Raw genomic sequence first — 26,720 nt, forward strand, 5'->3', positions numbered from 1 at the left:
TGTCCGAGTATTCTGCTGGGCAAAGCCGTTCGCGTCGAGTTCGCCGGGCGTTAGGGTGCTGGCTTTTCCGGCGCTGGCGGGTCCTGGGGCTTCTCCGGACCAATGGGCACCATCTTGTACTCCTGGCCTTGGAGATTCTTGAGGTAGACCTCCATCTGCCGGAACGAGATGTTGATGTGCTGCTTCTTGAACTCGCGGCTGATGAAGCGGTTGACCTCGTCGATCACCGGGTTGCGGTCGCCCAATTCGCGCACGTGCATGCGCAGTTCGTGGTCCAGGGTGCTCTCGCCGAAACTGAGGAAGTACACCTGGGGCTCCGGCTCCTTGAGCACCCGTGGGTTCTCCCGGGCGGCCTTGAGCAGCAGTTCCTTGACCAGATCCAGGTCCGAGCCGTAGTCCACGCCCAGCTTCAAGGTCACGCGGGTAATGGTGTCGGTCAGCGACCAGTTGACCAGTTGCCCGGTGATGAAGGTCTGGTTCGGGACGATGATGTCCTTGCGGTCGAAGTCGGTGATGGTGGTGGCGCGGATGCGGATCCGACTCACTGTGCCCGACAGGTTGCCGATGGTGATGGTGTCGCCGATCCGTACCGGTCGCTCGAACAGGATGATGATGCCGGAGATGAAGTTGGCGAAGATCGCCTGCATGCCGAAACCCAGGCCTACCGATAGCGCGGCCACCAGCCATTGCAGCTTGTCCCAGCTGACCCCGAGGGTCGACAGGGTGGTGACGAAACCGACCCCGGCGATGGCATAGGAGAGCAAGGTGGTGGTGGCGTACGCGCTGCCCTGGGCCAGGTTCAGCTTGGACAACACCAGCACTTCCAACAGGCCCGGCAGGTTGCGCGCCAGGGCGAAAGTGATGCCGACGATGATCAGCGCGCCGATCAAGTCGCCGATGCTGATGGGCACCATGCTCATGTTGGCACCGGTGCCGCTGGTGTACTCGTAGAGGGTCACCCGGTCGAGGTAGGAGAACACCGAGATCAGGTCGGCCCAGACCCAGTACAGGGCGACCATGAAGCCACCCAGCAGGGCCAGGCGAATCAGGCGCAGGGACTGTTCGTTGACCTTCTCGATGTCCATGGTCGGTTCTTCGACCACCGCCTCGCCGTTTTCCCCGGCCTCCTTGGCTGCCTGGCGCTTGCTCAAGGCGCGCTGGTAGGCCAGGCGCCGCGCCGCGACGGCCAGGCCACGGACGAAGGTGGCCTCGACCACCAGCCACAGCATCAAAAGGTACAGGGTGTTGATCAGGCGATCGCTGAGCTTCAGCGCGGTGTAGTAGAAGCCGAAGCACACGGCAATGAACAAGGCGATCGGCAGCAATGTGAACAGCACGCCGACAGCCTTGCGGAACAGCGAGGCGTTTTCATGGGTTGGGCTGCTCAGCAGCAGGCGGCTGAGCAACCAGGCCATCAGGGCATAGCAGGTCAGCACCACGGCGATGCCCAATACATCTTCGGCCAGGGCCGCGGGTTGCAACTCGGCCACCGTGACCACCGCCACCAGGGCCAGGACCACCAGGCCCAGGCGACGGATCCAGCCACGCAGGAATTCCACCTGGGGTTTTTCCCAGCGGAAATGCAACTCGGCCACACCACCGGGAGCGAGGATCCGGTAGGCGGTGTAGAACACCAGCCAGGCCTGGGCGATCTGCAGCAGTGCGGCGCCGAGGGTGGCGTTCTGTCCCCGGGCGTCGATCTGCAGGGCGTAGCCGCACAGCGCCAGGCCCAGGGCCAGGGGCATCGCCAGCAGGACGTTGACCAGGATCGCCAGGGGCGTGTGCCACTGGCTGTCACGTTTGAAGTGGCCGATATCCTTGTGCACCTTGCTCAGGCGCGCATACAGGCTCTTGCGCCGCCACAACAGGGCGCCGATCAACAGCAGCAAGGGCAGGAACAGCAAGGGCTGTTGCACCAGTGCGTCGATCAGCTCGCTGAAGCTCGAGGCCCAGGGCAAGTTGTTGATCTGATACTGCAAGCGATCGGGCACCTGGCGCAGCCATGTGGTGTCCAGTGGCTTGTTGCTGGGGATCCAGAACATCTGCTCGTCGAGGGTCGAGCGCAAGGTCTGGGTGGTGCTGAGCAACTGCTTCTGGTTCAACTGCAGGGTAATGGATTCGTTGAGCAGCGCGCTCAATTCGCGGTTCAGGCGGTCCAGCAGGTCGACCCGGGTATTGGCCAGTTCCAGCAAGGTCTTGCGCAACTGCGGGGTGACTTGCTCGGGCGGCTGGTTCTTGAGCAGGTTGTCGACGTAGGCGGTGGGGCTGCTGAGCTGCTCGCGCTGCTGGCTGACCTCAAACTGGTAGAGGCGGATATCGGCGATATTGTTCGCCAGGTCGCGGTCGACTTTCAGCCGGGGCAGGGCCTGTTTCTGCTTGTAGAGGATCTTGGACAGCAACAGGCTGCCCTTGAGCACGCTGATCTGCTCGTCCAGCGCCGCGGCGACCTGGGTCACGTTGTCCAGTTGCTGCTTGGTCTGCAGGTTGCGCTGGGTCTGTTCGTTGAGTTGGTCGGTGAAGTGCAGCAAGTAGTCGGAGGCTTCGAGATTGAAGGCGCTCTCGGTGGCCAGCAGGCTGCTACCGCCGGCTTTCTGCGCTTCGATGGACTGCTGGGTGACCGTCTCCTGGGACTGGGCCAGGCGCTTCTGGTTGATCAGGGTCTGCAGATCCTGGGTTTCCTGCTCCAGGCGCGCGATCTTTTCCACCAGCAGGTCGTGCTGGCTGCTGCCCAGGTCCTGCAGTTGGCTGTTGCCTGCCAGCTCTTGGCGACGCAGCGGGATCAAGGCATTGATCGCCGCCAGTTCGGCATTGAGCAGGTTGCGCTGGTCGTTGCTCAGCAGCTTGCCGTTGTCCTTGCCGGCCTTGAGGATGGTGTTGATCTGCAGGATCCGCGTCTGGCCGTTACTGATCTCGGCCTGGGCCCGTTCGGGGCGAGTCTGGGCACTGATGGTCAGGCTGTTGGCCTGGGCCAGGGCTTTTTGCAGTTCACCCTGGGCGGTGGTGCGCTCGGCCAGCAGTTGCTCCAGCTGTGTCACGCTCAGCGCGGCATAGCGTTGGGTTACCGGCACCACCTTGCTGGCCTTGAGGCGCTCCAGCTCGCGCTGGTTTTCCAGGGTCTGGCGCGGAGCGCTGGCCAACTGTTGCTTGAGTTCCGGCAGGCGCTGCTCGTAGTCCTGCTGGTTAGCCAACTGATTCAGGGTGTTCTGCAGGAGCGTCTGCAGGGCCTTCTGATCGGCCTCGGAAAGCTTGCGCTCGGCGATCTTGTCCAGGCTTTGCTGGACCGCCTCGGCGCTGGGCGGCTCGCCGCCCTGTGCGGCGCCGACGGAGAGACTCAGGCCCAGCAGGGCAATCGCGAAAATTTTACGCAGGGTCGGCATAGAGGTCGGTCGAGCAAGCAAGTAGGAATGGGGGAATGCGTCGGTAAAAATCTGACGCGTTTCCGAGTTTAGAGGAAGAGTCCGGGGCCGGGTCGACTTCCTTCGGGGAATCTGACGCCGACTTTGCCGATCTTGTTCCCGTCCATCACCGCGACGGTCCAGGTGGTGTTGTTCCACTCCACCTGGTCACCGACCACCGGCGCACCGCCGACTTTCTGGGCGATGAAGGCGGCCAGTGGCATGTCGGCGTCCTGGCCGTCGAGCTTGAGGCCGTAGAGCGCCGAGACCGCGCCCAGCTGGGCGTCGCCTTCGAGGACGAAGTCGCCGAAGAAGCGCAGGTCCAGACCGCGTTCCGGGGCCTGGCTGAACAGCTTGCCCAGGGCCGGGAGGTTGTGTTCATGGCCGATCACGCACAGCAGGTCGTCGGCTTCCAGTACCGTACTACCCGACGGATGGAGCAGTTGCTGGCCGCGAAACAGGGCGGCGATCCGCGTGCCCTCGGGCATTTTCAGTTCGCGCAGGGCGGCGCCGATGCACCATTTTTCCGCCCCCAGGCGGTAGACGAACAGCTCCCACTCGCTGGTGACGTGGACCTCCAGGGCGGCCCGGGAAATCGGTGCCGGCTCCGGTGGGACCGTGACCTTCAGCCACTTGGCCACCCACGGCAGGCTGGTGCCTTGCAGCAGCAGCGAGATCAGCACGATGAAGAATGCCAGGTTGAAGTACAGCTGGGCGTTGGGCAGGCCGGCCATCAGCGGGAATACCGCGAGAATGATCGGTACCGCGCCACGCAGCCCGACCCACGAGATAAAGGCTTTTTCCCGGCCATGGAAAGCCCTGAACGGCAGCAGCCCCACCAGCACCGACAACGGCCGGGCGAACAGGATCATCCACAGGGCCAGGCCCAGGGCCGGCAGGGCGATGGGCAACAGGTCGTGAGGCGTGACCAGCAGCCCGAGCACCAGGAACATGCCGATCTGCGCCAGCCAGGCCATGCCGTCGAGCATGTGCAGGATGCCGTGGCGGCTGCGCACCGGGCGGTTGCCGATCACCAGGCCGCACAGGTACACCGCGAGGAAGCCGCTGCCGTGCAGGGCATTGGTCAGGGCAAAGACCACCAGGCCGCCGGCGATTACCAGGATCGGATACAGGCCGTTGGCCAGGTGGATGCGGTTGACCAGTTGCAGCATCAGCCAGCCACCGCCGAGGCCGATCACCGCACCGATGCCGAACTCGCGGATCAGCTCCCCGAGCAAGCTCAAGTGCAGTCCGGTATGACCGTTGGCCAGCATGTCGATCAGGGTCACGGTGAGAAACACGGCCATTGGGTCGTTGCTGCCGGACTCGATCTCCAGGCTGGCGGTCACCCGTTCGTTGAGACCCTTGCCCCCCAGCAGCGAGAACACCGCCGCGGCGTCGGTGGAGCCGACGATGGCACCGATCAGCAAGCCCTGGATCAAGTTCAAGTCGAACAGCCAGGCCGCGGCCATGCCCGTGAGCCCGGTGGTGATCAGCACTCCCACCGTGGCCAGTGACAGCGCCGGCCAGAGCGCCACGCGAAAGCTCGCGACCCGGGTGCGCAGGCCACCGTCCAGCAGGATCACTGCCAGGGCCAGGTTGCCCACCAGGTAGGCGGTCGGGTAGTTGTCGAAGATGATTCCGCCGCCATCGACACCGGCAGTCATGCCCACGGCCAGGATGATCACCAGGATCGGGATGCCCAGGCGGGAAGAGAGGGAACTGACCAGAATGCTCGCACCTACCAGCAACGCGCCGATCAAGAACAGGCTGTTGATGGTCGTTGCATTCAAAGGCTGTACTCCAGAGCGGAAAAGGCGGGCGCCAACTGGCCATGCAGTCTGCGTGCCAGCGATTCTAACCTGTTGAAATGTGCCGCTGTCAAAGGCTTTTCATGGCGGCGGCGGGCGCCCCGGCAGACGGTATCCGCCGGGGCTTTTGCCTGTCTGGAAGGCCCCTCAGAGACTGAAGCGGGCCACCATGCTGTTGAGGTCCACGGCCAGGCGCGACAGTTCGTTGCTGGCCGCACTGGTCTGGTTGGCGCCGGTGGCCGACTGCACCGACAAGTCGCGGATGTTCACCAGGTTGCGGTCTACTTCGCGGGCTACCTGTGCCTGCTCTTCGGCGGCGCTGGCGATCACCAGGTTGCGCTCGTTGATCTGGATGATCGCGCTGTTGATGGTGTCCAGGGACAGGCCGGCACCCCGGGCGATGTTCAAGGTCGATTCGGCGCGCTCGGTACTGTTGCGCATGGAGTCCACGGCCTGTTCGGTGCCGTTCTGGATGCTGCCGATCATGCGTTCGATTTCGCTGGTGGACTGCTGGGTGCGGTGGGCCAGGGCGCGGACTTCGTCGGCGACCACGGCAAAACCACGCCCGGCTTCACCGGCCCGGGCCGCCTCGATGGCAGCGTTGAGGGCCAGCAGGTTGGTCTGGTCGGCCAGGCCACGGATCACGTCGAGGACCTTGCCGATGTCCCGGGATTCATTGGCCAGGTCACCGATCAGCCCGGCGGTGCTCTGGACGTCGGCGCTCATGCGTTCGATGGCCGATACGGTTTCCTGCACCAGGTCGCGGCCGTCGCCGGCCGAGGTGGTGGCCTCCCTGGAAGCCTCGGAGGTGCTGACGGCATTGCGCGCGACTTCTTCCACGGCGCTGGTCATTTCGTTGACCGCGGTGGCGGCCTGCTCGATCTCGTTGTTCTGCTGGGTCAGGCCGCGGGCACTTTCCTCGGTGACGCTGTTGAGTTCTTCGGCGGCGGAGGCCAGCTGGGTGGCAGAGCCGGAGATGCGTTGCAGGGTATCGCGCAGGTTTTCCTGCATCTTGGCCATGGCCCGCAGCAAGCGGCCGGCTTCGTCGCTACCGTCGGCCTGGACCGGGCGGGTCAGGTTGCCCTCGGCGATCTCCTCGGCGGCTTCCAGGGCCTTGGCGATCGGCTGGGTGATGCTGCGGGTCAGCAGCCAGGCGAACAGCAAGGTCAGGCCAGTGGCCAGGAGCAGCAGGACCACCACCAGCTTGAACGCGGCCGAATACTGCTCGGCGGCCTGGCGGTTGGTGTCCACTGTCTGCTGGGTGTTGATCTCCATCAGGCGGTTGAGCACGGCGTTGATCGCCTCTGAGTTGTTCAGCAACTCGGAGTTGAGCAGGTTGCGCAACTCATCCACCTGGTTGTTGCGCGACAGGCTCTTCATCCGCTCTTCGATCTGCCGGTACTGGCCCAGCAGCTGGACGTACTGGTCATAGGCGGCTTTTTCCGCCGGGCCAGTGATGAGCTTTTCATAGGTGGCCTGGGCCGTGCGGATCTGCTGGTTGCGCATATCCAGCAGCTCCATGGTCTTTTGCTGGACATCCGGCTCGCGGTTCACCAGCAGGCGATAGGACAGCACCCGCAGGCGCAGGGTCAGCTGGGTGAACTCGTCGAGGCTCTGGATGCTCGGCACGCTGCTCAGGGTGATGTCTTCGGCGGCGCCACGGATCTTGCTCATCTGGTTCAGGGCGAAAACCCCGAGGATCAGCATCAAGCCGCCGATCATGGCAAAACCGAGGAAGGCCCGCGGAGCGATATTCATATTACGAAGGGACATGATAGGTACCAGGAAGGGCGCATCCGTGCGGGGCTTGAGACTGATCTACCGTGACTTATCGGTCGTACGACTAAAGTCTTGAGTCTTGCCGTGGATTTAACCTGGCATCCATTGCCCCTGGCAGGTTGCGCGCTGGCCGGCGTTTGCAGCTCCGCCCGTGAAATTCGCAGGGCGGAGCTGGCTGGCGGGGCTTCTGCCTGTCTGGAGTCCCCTCAGAGGCGGAAGCGGGCGACCATGCTGTTGAGGTCTACGGCCAGGCGCGACAGTTCGTTGCTGGCGGCGCTGGTCTGGTGGGCGCCGGTGGCCGACTGCACCGACAGGTCACTGATGTTCACCAGGTTGCGGTCCACTTCGCGGGCCACCTGGGCCTGCTCTTCGGCGGCGCTGGCGATCACCAGGTTGCGCTCGTTGATCTGGATGATCGCGCTGTTGATGGTGTCCAGGGACAGGCCGGCACCCCGGGCGATGTTCAAGGTCGATTCGGCGCGCTCGGTGCTGTTGCGCATGGAGTCCACGGCCTGTTCGGTGCCGTTCTGGATGCTGCCGATCATGCGTTCGATTTCGCTGGTGGACTGCTGGGTGCGGTGGGCCAGGGCGCGGACCTCGTCGGCGACCACGGCAAAACCACGCCCGGCTTCACCGGCCCGGGCGGCCTCGATGGCGGCGTTGAGGGCCAGCAGGTTGGTCTGGTCGGCCAGGCCACGGATCACGTCGAGGACCTTGCCGATGTCCCGGGATTCATTGGCCAGGTCACCGATCAGCCCGGCGGTGCTCTGGACGTCGGCGCTCATGCGTTCGATGGCGGACACGGTTTCCTGCACCAGGTCGCGGCCATCGCCGGCCGAGGTGGTGGCCTCCCTGGAAGCCTCGGAGGTGCTGACGGCATTGCGCGCGACTTCTTCCACGGCGCTGGTCATTTCGTTGACCGCGGTGGCGGCCTGCTCGATCTCGTTGTTCTGCTGGGTCAGGCCGCGGGCACTTTCCTCGGTGACGCTGTTGAGTTCTTCGGCGGCGGAGGCCAGCTGGGTGGCTGAGCCGGAGATATGTTGCAGGGTATCGCGCAGGTTTTCCTGCATCTTGGCCATGGCCCGCAGCAGGCGCCCGGCTTCGTCGCTGCCATCGACGTGGATCGGCCGGGTCAGGTTGCCCTCGGCGATTTCCTCGGCGGCGTCCAGGGCCTTGGCGATCGGCAGGGTGATGCTGCGGGTCAGCAGCCAGGCGAACAGCAAGGTCAGGGCGGTGGCCAGCGCGAGCAGGGCCATCACCAGGTTCGACGCATCGCGGTACAACTGCGCTGCTTCCTCGGCCGCCTCGGTGGCGTAGCGGGTGTTGATTTGCACCAGCCGGTTGAGGGTGGCGTTGATTTTCTCGGCGCTGTCCATCAGTTGGGTATTGAGCAGCTCTTGCATGGTGTCGAGCTGGTTGCTGCGCGACAGCTCGATCAAGCGGCTTTCCAGCTGGCGGTGCTGGGTCAGCATGTCGATGTACTGGTCATAGGCCGCGCGCTCCTCGGCCATGCTGATCAGTGCCTCGTAGCCCGGGCGCGCCTCGTCGATCTTGCGGTTGCGCTCGGCCATGGCATCCAGGGTTCGCTGCTGCGCCACGGGGTCACGGTTGACCAGCAGGCGGTAGGCATGGACCCGCAGGCGCAGGCTCAGTTGGGTGAAGTCATCGACACTCTTGATGCTGGGCAGGGTGTCTTGGGTGATCCGTTCGGTAGCCGCGTGGATCTTGCCCATCTGGATCAGGGCAAAGGTCCCGAGAAACAGCATCAGGCAGCCGATCAGGGCAAATCCGAGGAAGGCTCGCGGGGCGATATTCAGGGTGCGCAGGGACATTGTTCATACCTGTATTGGGCGCGATTCGCGCTGTATGGGTGGTGCAGCACCTGGGCTATCGCATCGAGAAAATGCTTCTTGAATCGCCAAAAGGGGTTTAGGAAATTTCCGATCATTTGTCGGACGGTTCTAGAAAACTCCCGGTGTCCGACAGGACGTTTGGAACCCCGGGGCGAAATGGCAGTCTCTAGCAGCTCTTGTGGAAGGGTCATCGCCAGCAAAATCAAGGCTTTGCGCCTGGATATCCCTGGCATCCAGGGTGACTTTTCTTTATCGTACGCGCCCTTTGCAAAAAGCCCGGAAGATCAAAATGTTGGAAGCATCCCTCAGCCAATTGGAACAGCTGGTCAGTGACCTGGTGGTACAGAACCAGGAGCTGCTCGGTACGAACGAAGCCCTCAAGGCACAACTGGCCCAGGCCAAGGATGAGAACGAAAGCCTGCAGCTGAACCTGATGGAGCAGGAAGAAAAGCACGGTGCCACCGCTGCCCGCATCCAGGCCCTGGTTGAGCGCGTCACTGCGAGCCCGGCCAACCCATGAGACATCACAGCGATGGGGTGAGGGTGGTCAAAATCCTCGGCGAGGATTATTCACTCAAGGCGCCGGCCGGACAGGAACAGATCCTGATGGATGCGGTGCAGATGCTCCAGGCCACCCTGGCCGATACCAAGAAGAAGTTCCCGACCCTGATCGGCGAGCGCCTGCTGGTGCTGGCGGCGATGAACCTGTGCTCGCAGCAGATCGAGATGCGCAAGCGTCACGACGAAGAGCTTGAGCGCTACCAGGAGCAGGTCAGCGCGACGGTCGAAGTGATCGCCAAGACCATCCAGCAGAACTGATGGCGCTGTGTCCCGTCACCCACGCAGGCAGGTTGCTGCAACGGATGTGACGGGACGGCCCCGGCCTGCTGGTCCTCGGGCTGGCGAGCTTCAGAACCACTCGTCGCGCATTGCCAGGCAGGTATCGTCCCTGGCTTCCAGCAATGTCAGTTCATGCTGACAGCCCGGCACTTCCCAGGTGAGGAAGTAGCGTGCGGCTTGCAACTTGCCCTGGTAGAAATCGCGATCTGCCGCTTCGCCCCGGGCCAGTCCTTCCTCGGCGCGGATCGCCTGTTCCAGCCAGCGCCAGCCAATGACTGCGTGGCCAAATGCCTTGAGGTACAGCGCCGAGTTGGCCAGGGTCGTGGTGACCTTACCGCTGACCAGGTCCTCCAGCAGGCCCAGGGTCACGGTTTGCAGGCGCGCCACCAACTGCTCCAAGGGGACGCGTAGGGCATCCAGGGAGACATGGGTCTGGGCGCGTGCGCCAGTCTCGGCCATCAGGCGGATCAGGCGCTTGAGCCCGGCGCCGCCATTTTGTGCCAGCTTGCGTCCCAGAAGATCCAGGGACTGGATGCCATGGGTGCCCTCATGGATCGGGTTCAGGCGATTGTCGCGGTAGTACTGTTCCACCGGATACTCGCGGGTGTAGCCATGGCCGCCGAGGATCTGGATCGCCAGTTCGTTGGCCTTGAGGCAGAACTCCGAAGGCCAGGACTTGACGATCGGGGTCAGCAGGTCCAGCAGCTCATGGGCTTGCTGGCGCCCAGTCGCATCCTCAAGGGTGGTGGTGTCGTCGAACAGCCGGGCTGCATACAGGCCCAGGTCGAAGGCACCTTCGACATAGGCCTTCTGGGTCAGCAGCATCCGGCGCACGTCGGCATGCTCGATGATCGCGACTTGGGGCGAGGTCGGGTCCTTGCCATCCGGCAGGCGCCCTTGAGGGCGTTCGCGAGCGTACTCCAGGGAGTACAGGTAGCCGGCATAACCGAGCATCACCGCGCCCATGCCGACGCCGATGCGTGCCTCGTTCATCATCTGGAACATATAGGACAGGCCCGCATGGGGTTTGCCCACCAGATAGCCGACACACTCGCCGTTATCGCCGAAGTTCAATGCGGTGGAGGTCGTGCCGCGATAGCCCATCTTGTGGAACAGGCCGGCCAGCAGCACGTCGTTGCGCTGACCCAGGGAGCCGTCGGCGTTGACCAGGAACTTGGGCACGACGAACAGCGAGATACCCTTCACTCCGGGCGGCGCGTCCGGCAGCTTGGCCAGCACCATGTGCACGATATTCTGTGCCAGCGAGTGGTCGCCGCCGGAGATGAAGATCTTGTTGCCCTTGATCCGGTAGCTGCCGTCGCCGGCGGGTTCGGCGCGGGTACGGATATCCGACAGCGAGGAGCCGGCGTGGGGCTCGGTCAGGGCCATGGTGCCGAAGAAGCGACCGTCGATCATCGGTTGCAGGAAGCGCTGTTTCTGCTCCTCGCTGCCGAAACTCTCGATCAGGTTGGCGGCACCCATGGTCAGGAACGGATAAGCAGAGCTGCCGACGTTGGCAGCCTGGAAATGAGCGAAACAGGCCTGGGACAACAGGGTTGGCAGCTGCATGCCACCGGCCTCGAAGTCGCGGGTGGCGTTGAGGAACCCGGCCTCGAGGAAGGCGTCCACCGCGGGCTTCACCTCGGGGATCAGTACCGCCTGGCCGTTTTCATAGCGCGGTTCATGCTCGTCGCCCTTGCGGTTGTGCGGGGCGAAATACTTCTCGGCGATGCTGCGGGCGGTGCCCAGGGCGGCATCGAAGGTCTCGCGGTTATGCTCGGCAAACCGTTCGCGCTGGGCCAGGCCCTCGGCGTCGAGCACCTCATACAGTTCAAAAGCCAGATTGCGGGAACTGAGCAAGGTCTCGGACATGGCGGCCTACCTGTTGATTGAGGAGATGGGCCGAGTCTAGACGCGTGAATGAAGGCGGGATAGGAAGATTGATAGGCGTGATGAAGCAGGAGAAACCAAACTGCAAGCTGCAAGCTGCAAGCTGCAAGCTGCAAGCCGCAAGCCGCAAGCCGCAAGCTACAAGCCAGAGCCAGAGCCAGAGCCAGAAGCAAAAACGGCAAGCAAAGGCCGTTGCCCCTGCTTGCCGCTTGTAGCTTGTAGCTTGCCGCTGCTTTTAACCGATGGTCATCAGGCTGGCATTGCCGCCGGCCGCAGCGGTGTTGACGCTCAGGGCGCGCTCGATCACCAGGCGCTCCAGGGCGATGGCGGTTTCGCCCTGGGACAGGCCCTGGACACCGACGATGGCGCCGGCACGCTGGGCTACCTGCTGGCAGACACTGCGCAGTTGGTCGCTGTCGCCGTGGTGCAGGACCGCGTCGAACACCACCTCATCCTTGGTCCAGTCGGCCACGCGCTTGATGCGCACCTGGATCTCCCTGGGCAGGCGGCCGAACAGGGTCTTGGCTACGGCGCTTTCCGGCCATACCGCCGAACCGCCGACGGCCAGTACCGCCGCCAGTTGGGCCAGCAGGTCACCCTCGACTTCCGCCAGGCACAGGACGTGCTCGCGAGGCAGGATGGCATAGCTGTTGCGCTCGCCAGTCGGGCCGGTCAGCTGGCGGGAGATACCGCTCTGCGATTGCCCGCTGAACTGTTTGCACAGGGTCGCCAGTTCCGCCAGCTTGCTGCTGTCGGCCCAGGCTTGCAGGGCCGTGAGTGGCTTGAGCAGGGTTTCGCGCAGGCGCAGGTCCGGGGCGCTGATGGCATCGGCGCGGACGAAGGATTGCTCGATAGCGTCCACCGGCCGGGTCGACAGCAGGCGGTACAGGTACAGCGGGCCGCCGGCTTTCGGGCCGGTGCCCGACAGGCCTTCGCCACCGAATGGCTGCACGCCGACCACGGCACCGACGATGTTGCGGTTGACGTAGACGTTACCGGCGTTGACGTTGTCCACCACCTTGGCGATGGTCTCGTCGATCCGGGTGTGTACGCCCAGGGTCAGGCCGTAGCCGGACGCGTTGATCTGGGCGATCAGCTGGTCGATGTCCTTGCGCTTGTAGCGAACCACGTGAAGAACCGGGCCGAAGATCTCGCGCTGCAGTTCGTCGAAGCTTTCCAGCTCGATCAGGGTTGGCATGACGAAGGTGCCGCGCTTGATTTCCTCGCCGTCGGCGATGGCCATCTGGTACACGGTGCGGCCTTTGTCACGCATGGCCTGGATGTGTTTCTCGATACCGGCCTTGGCCTCGGCGTCGATTACCGGGCCGATGTCCACGGCCAGGCGCTCGGGGTTGCCCAGGCGGCTTTCGGCCATGGCGCCCTTGAGCATCTCGATCACGCGATCGGCGGAGTCTTCCTGCAGGCACAGCACGCGCAGGGCCGAGCAACGCTGGCCGGCGCTGTCGAAGGCCGAGGACACCACGTCGATCACCACCTGCTCGGTCAGGGCCGAGGAGTCGACGATCATGGCGTTCTGGCCACCGGTCTCGGCGATCAGCGGGATCGGCCGGCCCTGGTTGTCCAGGCGCCCGGCGATGTTGCGTTGCAGCAGGCGGGCGACTTCGGTGGAACCGGTGAACATCACGCCCTTGACCCGCTCGTCGCCAACCAGGCCGGCACCAACGGTTTCGCCGCGGCCGGGCAGCAGTTGCAGCACGCCTTCGGGGATGCCGGCTTCCAGCATCAGGCGCACGGCCTGGGCGGCCACCAGCGGAGTCTGCTCGGCCGGCTTGGCCAGTACCGGGTTGCCGGCGGCCAGGGCGGCGGCCACTTGGCCACTGAAGATCGCCAGTGGGAAGTTCCACGGGCTGATGCACACCACCGGGCCCAGAGGGCGGTGGGCGTCGTTGCTGAAGTCGTTGCGGGCCTGCACGGCGTAGTAGCGCAGGAAGTCCACGGCTTCGCGCACTTCGGCAATGGCGTTGGCGTAGGTCTTGCCGGCCTCGCGGGCCAGCAGGCCCATCAGCGGCTGGATCTCGCCTTCCATCAGGTCGGCGGCGCGCTCCAGGATCGCGGCGCGCTCGGCCGCTGGAGTGGCCTGCCAGATCGGTGCGGCATTCAGCGCGCACTGGATGGCGTTGTCGACGTCGGCAATGGTGGCTTCCTGGACATGCCCTACCACATCCCGATGATCGGACGGGTTGAGCACTGGGGCCGCAGGCTCGTCGCTGGATGGGCAGCCGAGCATCGGCGCCGCCTTCCAGTCGTTGTGGGCGGTGGCCAGCAGCGCGCAGGACAGCGATGCCAGGCGGTGTTCGTTGGCCATGTCGATACCGGCCGAGTTGGCGCGTTCGGCGCCGTACAGATCGCGTGGCAACGGGATGCGTGGATGCGGCAGGCCGAAGCCGCCTTCCAGGGTCGCCATCTGCTCGATCTGGCTCACCGGGTCGGCCACCAGTTCCTGGATCGAGATCGACTGGTCGGCGATACGGTTGACGAACGAGGTGTTGGCGCCGTTTTCCAGCAGGCGGCGAACCAGGTAGGCCAGCAGGGTCTCGTGGGTGCCCACCGGAGCGTACACGCGGCATGGGCGGTTCAGCTTGCCATCGGCGACCTTGCCCACCACTTGTTCGTACAGCGGCTCACCCATGCCGTGCAGGCACTGGAATTCGTACTGGCCGGGGTAATAGTTCTGACCGGCGATGTGATAGATCGCCGACAGGGTATGGGCGTTGTGGGTAGCGAACTGCGGGTAGATGACTTCCGGCACCGACAGCAGCTTGCGCGCGCAAGCGATGTAGGAGACGTCGGTGTACACCTTGCGGGTGTAGACCGGGTAGCCTTCCAGGCCCTCGACCTGGGCGCGCTTGATCTCGCTGTCCCAGTAGGCGCCCTTCACCAGGCGGATCATCAGGCGGTGGCGGCTGCGGCGTGCCAGGTCGATGACGTAGTCGATCACGTACGGGCAACGCTTCTGGTAGGCCTGGATCACGAAACCGATGCCGTTCCAGCCAGCCAGTTGCGGCTCGAAGCACAGGCGCTCGAGCAGGTCCAGGGACAGCTCCAGGCGGTCGGCTTCTTCGGCGTCGATGTTCAGGCCGATGTCGTACTGCTTGGCCAGGACGGTCAGGGCCAGCAGGCGCGGGTACAGCTCTTCCATCACGCGCTCGTACTGGGCACGGCTGTAGCGCGGGTGCAGGGCCGACAGCTTGATGGAGATACCCGGGCCTTCGTAGATGCCGCGACCGTGGGAAGCCTTGCCGATCGAGTGGATGGCCTGCTCATAGGAGGCCAGGTATTTCTGTGCGTCGTGCTCGGTCAGGGCCGCTTCGCCGAGCATGTCGTAGGAATAGCGGAAGCCCTTGGCTTCGAACTTGCTGGCGTTGGCCAGGGCTTCGGCGATGGTCTCGCCGGTGACGAACTGCTCGCCCATCAGGCGCATGGCCATGTCCACGCCCTTGCGGATCATCGGCTCGCCGCTCTTGCCGATGATGCGGCTCAGGGAGGAGGTCAGGCCGGCCTCGTTGTGGGTCGACACCAGCTTGCCGGTGAGCAACAGGCCCCAGGTGGCGGCGTTGACGAACAACGACGGGCTGTTGCCCAGGTGCGGCTGCCAGTTGCCGGTGCTGATCTTGTCGCGGATCAGCGCGTCGCGGGTGCCCTTGTCGGGGATGCGCAGCAGGGCTTCGGCCAGGCACATCAGCGCCACGCCTTCCTGGGACGACAGGGAGAACTCCTGCAGCAGGCCCTGGACGATACCGGCACGGCCGCCGGCGCTCTTCTGGTTGCGCAGTTTCTCGGCGATGGAGGCGGCCAGCTTGTTGGCAGCTTCGGCGGTGGCGGCCGGCAGGCGCGCCTGCTCCAGCAGCATGGGCACCACTTCCGGCTCGGGGCGACGGTAGGCGGCGGTGATAGCAGCACGCAGGACCGATTGCGGCAGGATGCTTTCAGCGAATTCAAGGAAGCACTGGTGTGCGTGGTCGGTCTGCACTTCGCCTGCGTCGTCGCCGTCTTTGGCAATGGCGCTGCTCAGTTCGGTAAGGGTTGCACCACCCTCGAGTTTTTCCAGGTAATTGAAAATCGCCTGCTTGATCAGCCAGTGCGGAGTCCGATCAATCGAGGCCGCGGCGGCCTTGAGACGCTCGCGGGTAGGGTCGTCGAGTTTGACCCCGAGAGTGGTGGTAGCCATATTTTTATCCTCATGTTTGCCACGCGAGTGTGGCATCAGCTGGCGGCAAGATTATCCGCGCGCTGAAATGGGTGCAACCGGGTGCAACCCATTTTTGAGCGGAAAAAGCGGCAGCTTGTCAGGAATAAAATTCCTGCATGGGATGCAGGCCTCGAATAGGTGCATTTGCTTCTGAGAATGTCTTTTCTTGCGCCAAAAGGGAGCAAGAAACGCCACGAAACAGCGATTTATCGACAAGGTGCAACTGATTCTCCTTAAATTGGTTGCACCTTGTTCATTTTGTTGCATAGGATTCGCGCCCAAGGTGCAACCGTTCTGTCGGACTGGTTCATCGGCCGATGGCTTTCCTGGGGAAACATCGGTCATAAATGCGCGGCACGCCTGAACGTCTCCCAAGCGTCATCGTTTGGCGGCGTGGGCAGTGACCGCCGCACCATAAAAACAAAGCCAGGGCGTTATTCATGAGTGCAAGCAATCCAACCCTGATCACGTTCGTGATCTACATCGCGGCAATGGTGCTGATCGGCTTCATGGCCTATCGCTCCACCAACAACCTTTCCGACTACATTCTTGGTGGCCGCAGCCTGGGCAGCGTGGTGACTGCGCTTTCCGCCGGCGCTTCCGACATGAGTGGCTGGTTGCTGATGGGCCTGCCGGGCGCCATCTACATGTCCGGCCTGTCCGAAAGCTGGATCGCCATCGGCCTGATCGCCGGTGCCTACCTGAACTGGCTGTTCGTAGCCGGTCGCCTGCGGGTACAGACCGAGCACAACGGTGACGCACTGACCCTGCCGGACTACTTCTCCAGCCGTTTCGAAGACAAGAGCGGCCTGCTGCGGATCATCTCCGCGGTGGTAATCCTGGTGTTCTTCACCATCTACTGCGCCTCCGGCATCGTTGCCGGCGCCCGTCTGTTCGAAAGCACCTTCGGCATGTCCTACGAGACAGCCCTGTGGGCGGGTGCGGCAGCGACCATCGCCTACACCTTCGTCGGTGGTTTCCTGGCGGTGAGCTGGACCGACACCGTGCAAGCCACGCTGATGATCTTCGCCCTGATCCTCACGCCGATCATCGTGCTGCTGGCCACCGGTGGCGTCGACACCACCTTCCTGGCCATCGAGGCCAAGGACCCCACCAGCTTCGACATGCTCAAGAACACCACCTTCATCGGCATCATCTCGCTGATGGGCTGGGGCCTGGGCTACTTCGGCCAACCGCACATCCTGGCGCGCTTCATGGCCGCTGATTCGGTCAAGTCGATCGCCAATGCCCGCCGTATCTCCATGACCTGGATGATCCTGTGCCTGGGCGGCACCGTGGCCGTGGGCTTCTTCGGCATCGCCTACTTCTCGGCGCATCCCGATGTGGCCGGCCCGGTAACCGAGAACCCTGAGCGGGTGTTCATCGAGCTGGCCAAGCTGCTGTTCAACCCTTGGATCGCCGGTGTGCTGCTGTCGGCCATCCTGGCGGCGGTCATGAGTACCTTGAGCTGCCAGCTGCTGGTGTGCTCCAGCGCCCTGACCGAGGACTTCTACAAAGCCTTCCTGCGCAAGAGCGCTTCCCAGCTGGAACTGGTGTGGGTTGGCCGGGCGATGGTGCTGGTGGTGGCGGTGATTGCCATTGCCATGGCCGCCAACCCGGAAAACCGTGTACTGGGCCTGGTGAGCTATGCCTGGGCTGGTTTCGGCGCGGCCTTCGGTCCTGTGGTGCTGATCTCGGTGCTGTGGAAAGGCATGACCCGTAACGGCGCATTGGCCGGTATCGTGGTCGGTGCCGTGACCGTGATCCTGTGGAAACACTTCGCCCTGCTGGGCCTGTACGAAATCATCCCGGGCTTCATCTTCGCCAGCCTGGCGATCGTTTTGGTGAGCAAGCTGGGTGCTCCGAGCGCTGGCATGGTCCAACGCTTCGAAGCTGCCGAGAAGGATTTCAAGCTCAACCACTGAGTGCTTGATCCGGCCCCTGTTTGCCTGGGGCAACAATGAAAACGGCCCGCTGCGGTGATGCAGCGGGCCGTTTTTTTCGCCTTCTGAAGCCGCAGCAGGCTGCAAGCGAACGTAGAGAAGGGTGGCAGGGGGGCTCTGGAGATCGCCAAGCAAGGCCCTGCAGTCCTTTGCGCAACCTCGCCATGGCTCGGTCGCGGCTACATGCCGCTATCGGGCCGTGGCGGGCACGGCTCAGTGCAGCTCAGCGTCGGGCTGGTTGAGGAAGATCAGCACGCCAAGGATCGCCATGTAGAACTTGAACGCCGCTTCCTGGCCGTTCCAGGTGGAGGACTGCCACATCATGAACCATTCGCCGCCCACCACCATGAAGCCAAAGAACCAGACGCAGAAGCCCAGGCAGAAACCGGCAATGGCCCAATGCTTGGCGCGATTGAAGTCGCAGGCTTTGCCGTAGCGTGCGCGCCACAGGCGGGCGGCACCGAGCACCAGCAGCACGCCGGTGGCAGCTTCGCCGGCGATGATCAGCCAGTAGCCGGCATTCCACAGCAATGGTTGGGTGATGGCCCGGCCAGTGGCGCTGTTGCCGGGGAAGACGCTGTCCATGCTTAGCACGTGCTGGACGAAGGCGAAGTTGGAACCGTAGTCGCTGATGTTGTTATAGGCCACCAGCAGGGCGAAGGCGGCGACCGCGAGGGTCATGGTGATCTTTACGTAGCGCACGAGCATGTCAGGGTCCTTTGATAGGGAAACGATCCTTGGGGGGAGGGGATCCTGGGCGGGTGTAGCGAGGGCAGCTTAGTGGCGCGGGGAAAGAGGAGCAAGGGCCCCGCCGGGTACAGGCGGGGCGGTGCGGAATCAGGCTTGTCGCAGGGCCTGGTCCAGGTCTTCGAGCAGGTCCTCGATGGCTTCGATACCCACCGAGAGGCGGATCATCTCCGGCTTGACCCCGGCCTTGGCCTGTTCCTGTTCGTTCATCTGCCGGTGGGTGGTGGAGGCCGGGTGGCAGGCCAGGGACTTGGCGTCGCCGATGTTCACCAGGCGCTTGAAGATCTGCAGCGCGTCGTAGAAGCGCACGCCCGCCTCGTAGCCGCCCTTGAGACCGAAGGAGAGAATCGCCGACGGCTTGCCCTGCATGTACTTGCGCGCCAGTTCGTGGTGCGGATGGTCCTCCAGGCCTGCATAGCTGACCCAGGCCACCAGCGGGTGGGCCTTGAGGAACTGCGCCACCTTGAGGGCGTTGTCGGTGTGGCGCTCCATGCGCAGGGCGAGGGTCTCCAGGCCTTGCAGCAACAGGAAGGCGTTCATGGGCGCCAGGGCCGCGCCGGTGTTGCGCAGCGGCACGGTGCGGGCGCGAGCGACGAAGGCGGCGGGGCCGAACTTTTCGGTGTAGACCACGCCGTGGTAGGCCGGCTCGGGGGTATTGAGGCTGGCGAACTTCTGCGGGTGCTCGGTCCAGGGGAAGTTGCCGCTGTCGACGATTACCCCGCCCAGGGCATTGCCGTGGCCACCCACGTACTTGGTCACCGAATGCACGACGATATCGGCACCGAACTGGATCGGCTTGCACAGGATCGGCGTGGCCACGGTGTTGTCCACCATCAGCGGTACGCCACGGGCATGGGCGACCTGGGCCAGGCCTTCGATATCGACGATGTTGCCCGCCGGGTTGCCGATGCTCTCGCAATACACCGCCTTGGTGTTGTCGTCGATCAGTTCGGCAATGGCCTCGGGCGAGTCGTCGCGGGCGAAGCGCACTTCGACGCCGAAACTGGGCAGCAGGTGGGCGAACAGGGTGTAGGTGCCACCGTACAACTGGGGGGTGGAGACGATGTTGTCGCCGGCCTGGGTCAGGGTCTGGATGGCGTAGTGGATCGCGGCGCTACCGGCAGAGACCGCCAGTGCCGCGACGCCGCCTTCCAGGGCCGCCATGCGCTGTTCCAGTACATCGTTGGTGGGGTTCATGATCCGGGTATAGATGTTGCCCGGTACATCGAGGTTGAACAGGTCGGCACCGTGCTGGGCGTTGTCGAACTCGAAGGCGACGTTCTGGTAGATGGGCACGGCCACGGCCTTGGTGGCGGGGTCAGACTTGAATCCATGGTGCAGCGCAATCGTTGCGTCTTTCATAAATTCTCAACTCAGTAGCAGTCCATTAATGAGCACAGCCAGGCAGGGTCGTGCCCGTACAGCAGTCAGTGGTCCCTTGTGTCTGAGTCGCCAGCAACCGCTTGGTGCGCTGCCGCTTGGTCGCGGCAGGCGGGTCAGTGTCCAACAGGCGTGGCGGATGGGCAAGCTGGCCGCGCCACGCTGGAGCAAATGCGATGGTCTGTCCTGACGCGGTCCCTGGCACAGGGTAAACTTGCGCTCCTGCGCAGGAGCAACCATGAACTATCGTCACGCCTTCCATGCCGGCAACCATGCCGACGTCTTCAAACACCTGACACTGACCCGCCTCATCGCCCTGATGTCGCGCAAGGAACAGCCGTTCGCCTATATCGACAGCCATGCCGGCATCGGCCTGTACGACCTCAAGGGCGACCAGGCGACACGCACCGGCGAGTACCTGGAAGGCATCGCCCGGCTGTGGGGCGCGGACGACCTGCCAGAACTGACTGCCGACTACATGCGTGTGCTGCGCCGGCTGAACCCGGATGGCGAGTTGCGCTACTACCCCGGTTCCCCGGAGCTGGCCCGGCGCCTGATGCGCAACCAGGATCGGGCGCTGCTCAACGAGAAGCATCCCGAGGATGGCCTGCTGCTCAAGGACAACATGAAGGGTGATCGGCGGGTGGCGGTGCACCTGGGCGAGGGTTGGCATGTGGCCCGGGCGCTGCTGCCGGTGGCGGAGAAACGGGCGGTGATGTTGATCGACCCGCCGTTCGAGAAACTCGACGAGATGCAGCGTTGCGCCGCGTCGATGAAGGAAGCCATCGGTCGCATGCGCCAGACCGTGGCGGCCATCTGGTATCCGGTCAAGGACCAGCGCGCCCTGCGCCGTTTCTACCAGGACCTGGCCGGTACCGGTGCGCCGAAGCTGCTGCGGGTGGAATTGCTGGTGCATCCGCTGGATACGCCCAACAGCCTCAATGGTTCGGGCCTGGCGATTGCCAACCCGCCATGGGGCCTGGAAGAAGAACTGCGCGAACTGCTGCCGTGGCTGTCGAAAAAGCTCGGCCAGACCCAGGGCGGCTGGCAGATGGACTGGTTGATCGCCGAAGAGCAGCGGTAAGTTGCAAGCGGCAAGCGGCAAGCTGCAGCGCTACCACTTGCCGCTTGAGGCTTGCAGCTTGTAGCTGCTTTAGATCGGGCAGGTCACCCCGGTACCGCCGATACCGCAATAACCTTCCGGGTTCTTCGCCAGGTACTGCTGGTGATAAGCCTCGGCGAAGTAGACGGTCGGCGCCTCTTCGATCTCGGTGGTGATGGTGCCCAGGCCAGCCTTGGTCAGCTCGGCCTGGAACACGTCCTTGCTGTGCAGCGCCTGCTGCAGCTGGGTCGGGTTGGTGGTGTAGATCACCGAGCGGTACTGGGTGCCGATATCGTTGCCCTGGCGCATGCCCTGGGTCGGATTGTGCAGCTCCCAGAACATCGCCAGCAGCTGCTGGTAGCTGACCTTTTCCGGCTCGTACACCACCAGCACCACTTCAGTGTGGCCGGTCAGGCCCGAGCAGACTTCCTCGTAGGTGGGGTTCGGGGTGAAGCCCCCGGCGTAACCCACGCAGGTGCTGAACACGCCTTCGCGTTGCCAGAAGCGCCGCTCCGCGCCCCAGAAGCAGCCCAGGCCGAAGATCGCGAAGTCCACATTGCCCGGGAATGGACCCAGCAGTGGATTGCCGTTGACGAAGTGTTCCTCCGGAACGGTCATGGGAGTTTCACGGCCAGGCAGGGCTTGTTCTTTGGTTGGAAGCACGTTTTTGTTCACCAGGATTTCCGAGCGCAAGACCATGTCGCAGTCCTCCAGTCAGTGGGATAGTCATTATTCAGACACGCAGTTTGCCCGAGTGTCGCGACGCTGTCAGGCAATTGGACCGCGAGGATATCGTTTGAGCCGGGCGATCAGCTCGCTGCCGGGAATCGGCCGGTCGAACAGGTAGCCCTGGCCCACGTCGCAGCGATGGCGCCGCAGGAAGGCCAGTTGTTCGGCGGTCTCGACGCCTTCGGCCACGACCTTGATCTTCAGGTTGTGGGCCATGGCGATCACCGCCGAGGTGATTTCCATGTCGTCCTGGTTGTCGGGGATGTCATGGATGAAACTGCGATCGATCTTGATGATATCGATGGGGAATTTCTTCAGGTAGCTCAGGGACGAGTAGCCGGTGCCGAAGTCGTCCATGGCCAGGGTCAGGCCAAGTTTCTTCAGTTGCTCGAGTTGCTGGTGGGTGTCGTCGGTGGCCTCCAGCAGCAGGCCCTCGGTCAGCTCCAGCTCCAGCAGCGACGGCGGCAGTTGCTCTTCCTTGAGGATGTTGGCGATGGAGGCTACCAGGTCCGGGTCGGAGAACTGCTTGGGCGACAGGTTGATGGCCACGTGCAGGTTGCCCATGCCGGCGGCGGTCAGTTGCTTGCTCATGCGGCAGGCCTGGCGGGCGATCCATTTGCCGATGGGGATGATCAGGCCGGTTTCTTCCGCCACGCTGATGAACTGGTCCGGGCGGATCATGCCCTTTTCCGGGTGGTTCCAGCGCAGCAGCGCTTCCATGCCCAGCAGGCGACCACTGCGCAGGCACAGCTTGGGCTGATAGAACACATCCAGTTCGTTCTGGGTCAGGGCGCGACGCAGGTTGTTCTCGACGAACAGCTTGTAGCTGGCTTCGGCGTTCAGGGCCTCGGTGAACACCTGTACCTGATGCTTGCCGTTGGCCTTGGCCTTGTGCAGGGCCAGCCCGGCATTGCGCATCAGGGTCTGTGGGTCGCGCCCGTGCAAGGGAGCGCTGGCCAGGCCCACGGAGCCGGTCACGCTGATGAGCTGGTTGTCGACGAACATGGGCTTGTCCAGGGTCATCAACAATTGGCTGGCGATTTGCTGGCCGGTCTCCAGGTCGGTGTTGTCCAGCAGCACGGCGAATTCGTTGCTGGCGAAGCGCGCCAGGCTGCCGCTGGGGCTCAGGCTGTTGCGCAGGCGCCGGGCCAGGCTGATCAACAGCTTGTCGCCGGTCTGGTGGCCGAGGCTGTCGTTGATCCGCTTGAAATTGTCGATGTCCACCAGCAGCAGGCTGATCGGGGTATCGCTGTCTCGGGCGAAGCGTTCATCGAGATTGCGGATAAATGCCGGGCGGTTGCCCAGGTTGGTCAGGTTGTCGGTGTAGGCCAGGCGTTCGATGCGCTGCTGGGCCAGCTTGGTCTGGGTGATGTCTTCGTAGATGCCGATGTAGTGGGTCAGCTCGCGATTGTCGCCATAGACCTTGGAGATCGACAGTTGGCCCCAGTAGGGCTCGAGGTTTTTACGCCGGCTCTTGAACTCGCCTTGCCAGCTATTGCTCTTGGCCAGGCTGGAAGGGGCGTCGAACAGCAGCTCGCTGAGATTTTCCAGGGCCGGCAATTCCGACAGGCGGTGGCCGTGGACTTCTTCGGTGCTGTACTGGGTGATCGCCGTGAAGCTTGGGTTGACGTATTCCACCACGCCGTCGCAGTTGACCAGCAGGAAGGCGTTGGCGCTTTGTTCCACGGCGCGTTGGAACAAGTGCAGGGCGCTGGTGGCAGCCCGCCGATTGTGGTTGTTGATGACCTGGGCGAACTGATCCGCCAACTCGCCGGCGAAGGCGATCTCGTCCGACTGCCAGGCGCGGGTCATGCCGGTCTGTTCCAGGCACAGCACGCCGACGACCTGCCCGTCGATGCGGATGCTGGCGTCGAGCATGGCGTTCACATCCCGCGGGCGCAGGCTTTCGGCCATTTCCCGGGTGCGTGGATCGCGCATGGCATTCTGCGCGTCGATGGCCCGGCAGCTGTGCAGAGCTTCCATGTAATCGGGAAAGCTGCTGGCATCGATGGATTCGGGCAGGCTGTATTCCTGGGAAGCACGGTGATAGGCGGCAATCGGCACCAGTTGCTGGTCTTCCAGGTTCCAGATGCTGGCGCAGTCGATCTGGTAGATGTCGCAGGCACTGCGAGTGATCAGCTCGGCGGCTTCCTTCAGGGAATTGCCGGTGCTGTAGCGCTGGCGGGTCAGGAGCAGGATCAGGTCCTGCTGCGCACGTACCCGCTCCAGATGTTGCAGTTGTTCCTGTTGCGCGCGCTGGTTCAGCTCCAGGGCGATCTGCAGCCGGCTGTTCTGGGTTTCCAGATCCTGGGTCGGCATTGGCGGGGCGTGGCCGAACAGGCCTTCGACCACCAGCAGATAACCGCGCAGTAGATGCCGGTTGTGCTGCTTGTAGGCTTCACCCAGCTCCAGGATGCTCAGCGGGCCCTGGCCGGTGTGCAGGGTGTAGCGGATCAGGTAATGGGGGCTGTTGCTCAGTTGCTGCTGGATATTGTCGTGCAGCTGATAGCGCGCTTCGGGCTCCATCAGGCTTGCGTAGGGCGAGCCGACCAGGGCACAGAGCTCCACGGCGGGCAGGCCGAACTGGCGTTCGCAGTTGGGATCGAGAAATAGCAGTGCCCAGCTAGCTTCATTCAGCCGTTCGAAACGCAACATGCCGAGCCGCGAAGGCACAGGCAACTGCGTCACTACCTCGGCCACCATACGGCTGGCGGCATCGGGTTGGCTTTTCATGGGGAAACTCGCTTCGAAATTGCTGATCGCGCCGGGCTCACGCCCTCTTTACTGTTGCCTGCGGCAAGGTTGCATCATGGCGCATCGACTGACAAGTAAGATGAAGGCTAAGTGCTATAAACCTGTATCGGCAGGCAGGCGGATTTCTGCAAAGTTACTTTGGGCAGTTTACAGGCCTGGAGCGACGGACGGTTGATGGTACGGCACTGGCAAAAAAAAGCCCCGCCAAACTGGCGGGGTTGAGGTACGAGCGTGGCGCTCGAAAGGGGTGCGTCGCCGGCCCTGCTTGGCAGAAGGGCCGGCTCGCTGGTTACAGCAGGATGGTGCGGATGTCTGCCAGCAGGTCGCCCAGGCGCTTGGTGAAGCGCGCGGCGGCTGCGCCGTTGATCACGCGGTGATCGTAGGACAGCGACAGTGGCAGCATCAGCTTCGGTTGGAAGGCCTTGCCGTCCCAGACCGGTTGGATCGCTGCCTTGGAAACGCCGAGAATCGCCACTTCCGGTGCATTGACGATCGGCGTGAAGCCGGTGCCGCCAATGTGGCCGAGGCTGGAGATGGTGAAGCAGGCGCCTTGCATCTCGTCCGCAGAGAGCTTCTTGGTCCGGGCTTTTTCCGCCAGGGAAGCGGCCTCGGCGGCCAGTTGCAGCAAGCTCTTCTGGTCGACGTTCTTGATCACTGGGACCAGCAGGCCGTCCGGAGTGTCCACGGCGAAGCCGATGTGCACGTACTTCTTGCGGATGATCGCCTTGCCGCTTGGGGCCAGGGAACTGTTGAAGTCCGGCAGCTCCTTGAGCAGGTGCGCGCAGGACTTGAGCAGTAGCGGCAGGATGGTCAGCTTGACGCCGGCCTTCTCGGCCACGGCCTTCTGGGCAACGCGGAAGGATTCCAGCTCGGTGATGTCCGCCGAGTCGAACTGGGTCACGTGTGGCACGTTCAGCCAGCTACGGTGCAGGTTGGCGGCGCCGACCTGCATCAAGCGGGTCATGGCCACTTCTTCGATTTCACCGAACTTGCTGAAGTCCACAGCAGGGACTGGCGGGATGCCTGCGCCGCCGGTGGCGCCAGCCGCAGCGGCCGGAGCCTCCTTGGCCTTCTGCATCATCGCCTTGACGTACACCTGCACGTCTTCCTTCAGGATGCGACCGTGCGGGCCGCTTGGGCTCACGGCGCTCAGTTCGACGCCGAACTCGCGGGCCAGTTGGCGCACAGCCGGGCCGGCGTGAACCTTGGCGCCAGGCTTGGCCGGAGCGACAGCCGGAGCAGCCACTGGGGCGGCCGCGGCAGGAGCGGCAGCAGCAGGAGCCGCAGCGGCTTGGGCCGGAGCGGCAGCCGGGGCTGGAGCGGCCGCAGGCGCAGCGCCTTTGACTTTCAGCTTGAGGATCAGGTCGCCGGTACCGACTTCGTCATCCAGCTTGATGGAAACGCTTTCCACCACGCCAGCGGCCGGAGACGGGATCTCCATGCTCGCCTTGTCGGATTCCAGGGTAATCAGCGACTGGTCGGCTTCGACGCTGTCGCCAGCCTTGACCATCACTTCGATGATCTTGGCCTTGCCGGCCGAGCCGATGTCCGGAACGTGGATGTCCTGGACGCTGTCGGCCACCGGGGCTGCTGGAGCGGCAGCCGGGGCCGGCGCAGCGGCTGGAGCCGCTGCAGGGGCTTGGGCTGGAGCCGCGGCGGCAGGGGCTGCTGCACCGGCTACTTCCAGGTCCAGGATCAGGTCGCCGGTACCGACTTCGTCGTTGAGCTTGACGCTGATGGCCTTGACCACGCCAGCGGCAGGCGATGGGATTTCCATGCTGGCCTTGTCGGATTCCAGGGTGATCAGCGACTGATCGGCTTCGACGCTATCGCCGACCTGGACCTGGATCTCGATGATCTGGGCCTTGCCGGACGAGCCGATGTCCGGCACGTGCACTTGCTGCAACGCGGCTGCGGCAGGCGCAGCACTTGCCGCAGGGGCAGCAGGGGCAGCAGGGGCAGCAGGGGCAGCAGGGGCAGCAGGGGCTGGCGCCGGAGCCGGTTCGGCCTTGGCTGCAGCCGCAGGAGCGGGTGCCGGGGCCGCAGCTGCGGCGCCCTCGACTTCCAGCTCCAGCAGTTCGTCGCCTTCTTTCAAGCGATCGCCCAGCTTCACTTTCAGGCTTTTGATGACACCGGCTTTCGGGGCCGGCACTTCCATGCTGGCCTTGTCCGATTCCAGGGTCAGGATGCTCTGGTCGGCTTCTATGCGGTCGCCGACTTTCACAAACAGTTCAATTACTTCACCTTCACCGCTGCCGATGTCAGGTACGCGAATGAGTTCGCTCAC

15 protein-coding genes and 2 pseudogenes are annotated in these 26,720 nt (G+C 63.7%); 4 read left to right on the top strand and 13 right to left on the bottom strand.

Translation table 11 applies throughout. The features are described from left to right. Positions 1-50: 50 nt before the first annotated feature. From mscK to C4K39_RS32130, 6 genes and pseudogenes are all read right to left on the bottom strand, one after another. Positions 51-3,377, bottom strand: coding sequence for a mechanosensitive channel MscK (gene mscK / locus C4K39_RS02445; RefSeq protein ID WP_124345582.1), 3,327 nt, complete (start codon positions 3,375-3,377; stop codon positions 51-53). A gap of 68 nt (positions 3,378-3,445) precedes the next feature. Then, complete coding sequence (locus C4K39_RS02450) at positions 3,446-5,188, bottom strand: potassium/proton antiporter (RefSeq protein WP_068578618.1); 1,743 nt, start codon at positions 5,186-5,188, stop codon at positions 3,446-3,448. Between the two features lie 165 nt (positions 5,189-5,353). Further along, complete coding sequence (locus C4K39_RS32115) at positions 5,354-6,226, bottom strand: methyl-accepting chemotaxis protein (RefSeq protein WP_437179376.1); 873 nt, start codon at positions 6,224-6,226, stop codon at positions 5,354-5,356. Further along, positions 6,209-6,979: pseudogene (locus tag C4K39_RS32120) on the bottom strand (MCP four helix bundle domain-containing protein); the annotation flags it as partial. The pseudogene C4K39_RS32120 and the gene C4K39_RS32115, both read right to left, overlap by 18 nt. Positions 6,980-7,191: 212 nt before the next feature. Beyond that, on the bottom strand, positions 7,192-8,064 hold the full coding sequence (locus C4K39_RS32125) for a methyl-accepting chemotaxis protein (protein ID WP_416220672.1): 873 nt from the start codon (positions 8,062-8,064) through the stop codon (positions 7,192-7,194). Next, positions 8,047-8,817, bottom strand: a pseudogene (locus C4K39_RS32130) (MCP four helix bundle domain-containing protein); the annotation flags it as partial. The gene C4K39_RS32125 and the pseudogene C4K39_RS32130, both read right to left, overlap by 18 nt. A 310-nt stretch (positions 8,818-9,127) precedes the next feature. Between C4K39_RS32130 and C4K39_RS02465 the strand changes: the two are divergent. After that, complete coding sequence (locus tag C4K39_RS02465; protein ID WP_068581496.1) at positions 9,128-9,358, top strand: hypothetical protein; 231 nt, start codon at positions 9,128-9,130, stop codon at positions 9,356-9,358. After that, positions 9,355-9,657 carry a cell division protein ZapA gene (locus tag C4K39_RS02470; protein WP_068581499.1) on the top strand — a complete coding sequence of 101 codons (303 nt, stop codon included), beginning with the start codon at positions 9,355-9,357 and terminating at the stop codon, positions 9,655-9,657. Before C4K39_RS02465 ends, C4K39_RS02470 begins: the two co-directional genes overlap by 4 nt. Positions 9,658-9,747: 90 nt before the next feature. Here C4K39_RS02470 and C4K39_RS02475 read toward each other — a convergent pair whose 3' ends face one another. Both C4K39_RS02475 and putA read right to left on the bottom strand, forming a co-directional pair. Next, a complete protein-coding gene (locus C4K39_RS02475) occupies positions 9,748-11,550 on the bottom strand; it encodes an acyl-CoA dehydrogenase (protein WP_124345585.1) in 1,803 nt (600 codons plus the stop codon). Between the two features lie 253 nt (positions 11,551-11,803). Next, positions 11,804-15,757, bottom strand: coding sequence for a trifunctional transcriptional regulator/proline dehydrogenase/L-glutamate gamma-semialdehyde dehydrogenase (putA, locus tag C4K39_RS02480; RefSeq protein ID WP_124345586.1), 3,954 nt, complete (start codon positions 15,755-15,757; stop codon positions 11,804-11,806). A 461-nt stretch (positions 15,758-16,218) separates the two neighbouring features. On the opposite strand from putA, the gene putP reads away from it, so the two are divergent. After that, the gene (gene putP, locus C4K39_RS02485; RefSeq protein WP_068581512.1) at positions 16,219-17,703 is read left to right on the top strand and encodes a sodium/proline symporter PutP; all 1,485 of its coding nucleotides are present in this window, start codon (positions 16,219-16,221) and stop codon (positions 17,701-17,703) included. A 231-nt stretch (positions 17,704-17,934) separates the two neighbouring features. Here the strand turns inward: putP and C4K39_RS02490 are convergent, their stop codons facing one another. Both C4K39_RS02490 and C4K39_RS02495 read right to left on the bottom strand, forming a co-directional pair. After that, complete coding sequence (locus C4K39_RS02490) at positions 17,935-18,429, bottom strand: DUF2165 family protein (RefSeq protein ID WP_124345587.1); 495 nt, start codon at positions 18,427-18,429, stop codon at positions 17,935-17,937. Positions 18,430-18,558: 129 nt separating this feature from the next. Further along, positions 18,559-19,830 (bottom strand): O-acetylhomoserine aminocarboxypropyltransferase/cysteine synthase family protein, encoded by a 1,272-nt coding sequence (locus C4K39_RS02495; RefSeq protein ID WP_124345588.1) that lies wholly within the window; start codon positions 19,828-19,830, stop codon positions 18,559-18,561. 256 nt (positions 19,831-20,086) lie between these two features. On the opposite strand from C4K39_RS02495, the gene C4K39_RS02500 reads away from it, so the two are divergent. Beyond that, the gene (locus C4K39_RS02500; RefSeq protein ID WP_068581520.1) at positions 20,087-20,932 is read left to right on the top strand and encodes a 23S rRNA (adenine(2030)-N(6))-methyltransferase RlmJ; all 846 of its coding nucleotides are present in this window, start codon (positions 20,087-20,089) and stop codon (positions 20,930-20,932) included. A 69-nt stretch (positions 20,933-21,001) separates the two neighbouring features. Here the strand turns inward: C4K39_RS02500 and msrA are convergent, their stop codons facing one another. From msrA to aceF, 3 genes are all read right to left on the bottom strand, one after another. Continuing rightward, positions 21,002-21,649, bottom strand: coding sequence for a peptide-methionine (S)-S-oxide reductase MsrA (gene msrA, locus C4K39_RS02505; RefSeq protein WP_124345589.1), 648 nt, complete (start codon positions 21,647-21,649; stop codon positions 21,002-21,004). 69 nt (positions 21,650-21,718) lie between these two features. Next, a complete protein-coding gene (locus C4K39_RS02510; RefSeq protein WP_068581526.1) occupies positions 21,719-24,412 on the bottom strand; it encodes a sensor domain-containing phosphodiesterase in 2,694 nt (897 codons plus the stop codon). A 310-nt stretch (positions 24,413-24,722) separates the two neighbouring features. After that, positions 24,723-26,720, bottom strand: coding sequence for a dihydrolipoyllysine-residue acetyltransferase (gene aceF / locus C4K39_RS02515; protein WP_124345590.1), 1,998 nt, complete (start codon positions 26,718-26,720; stop codon positions 24,723-24,725).

Source organism: Pseudomonas sessilinigenes (assembly GCF_003850565.1).
Lineage (GTDB): Bacteria > Pseudomonadota > Gammaproteobacteria > Pseudomonadales > Pseudomonadaceae > Aquipseudomonas > Aquipseudomonas sessilinigenes.

Coding starts and splice junctions, on each gene's coding strand:
- mscK (WP_124345582.1), bottom strand. CDS start 3,377: ATGCCGACCCTGCGTAAAATTTTCGCGATTGCCCTGCTGGGCCTGAGT.
- C4K39_RS32115 (WP_437179376.1), bottom strand. CDS start 6,226: ATGGCCAAGATGCAGGAAAACCTGCGCGATACCCTGCAACGCATCTCC.
- C4K39_RS32125 (WP_416220672.1), bottom strand. CDS start 8,064: ATGGCCAAGATGCAGGAAAACCTGCGCGATACCCTGCAACATATCTCC.
- C4K39_RS02465 (WP_068581496.1), top strand. CDS start 9,128: ATGTTGGAAGCATCCCTCAGCCAATTGGAACAGCTGGTCAGTGACCTG.
- C4K39_RS02470 (WP_068581499.1), top strand. CDS start 9,355: ATGAGACATCACAGCGATGGGGTGAGGGTGGTCAAAATCCTCGGCGAG.
- C4K39_RS02475 (WP_124345585.1), bottom strand. CDS start 11,550: ATGTCCGAGACCTTGCTCAGTTCCCGCAATCTGGCTTTTGAACTGTAT.
- putA (WP_124345586.1), bottom strand. CDS start 15,757: ATGGCTACCACCACTCTCGGGGTCAAACTCGACGACCCTACCCGCGAG.
- putP (WP_068581512.1), top strand. CDS start 16,219: ATGAGTGCAAGCAATCCAACCCTGATCACGTTCGTGATCTACATCGCG.
- C4K39_RS02490 (WP_124345587.1), bottom strand. CDS start 18,429: ATGCTCGTGCGCTACGTAAAGATCACCATGACCCTCGCGGTCGCCGCC.
- C4K39_RS02495 (WP_124345588.1), bottom strand. CDS start 19,830: ATGAAAGACGCAACGATTGCGCTGCACCATGGATTCAAGTCTGACCCC.
- C4K39_RS02500 (WP_068581520.1), top strand. CDS start 20,087: ATGAACTATCGTCACGCCTTCCATGCCGGCAACCATGCCGACGTCTTC.
- msrA (WP_124345589.1), bottom strand. CDS start 21,649: ATGGTCTTGCGCTCGGAAATCCTGGTGAACAAAAACGTGCTTCCAACC.
- C4K39_RS02510 (WP_068581526.1), bottom strand. CDS start 24,412: ATGAAAAGCCAACCCGATGCCGCCAGCCGTATGGTGGCCGAGGTAGTG.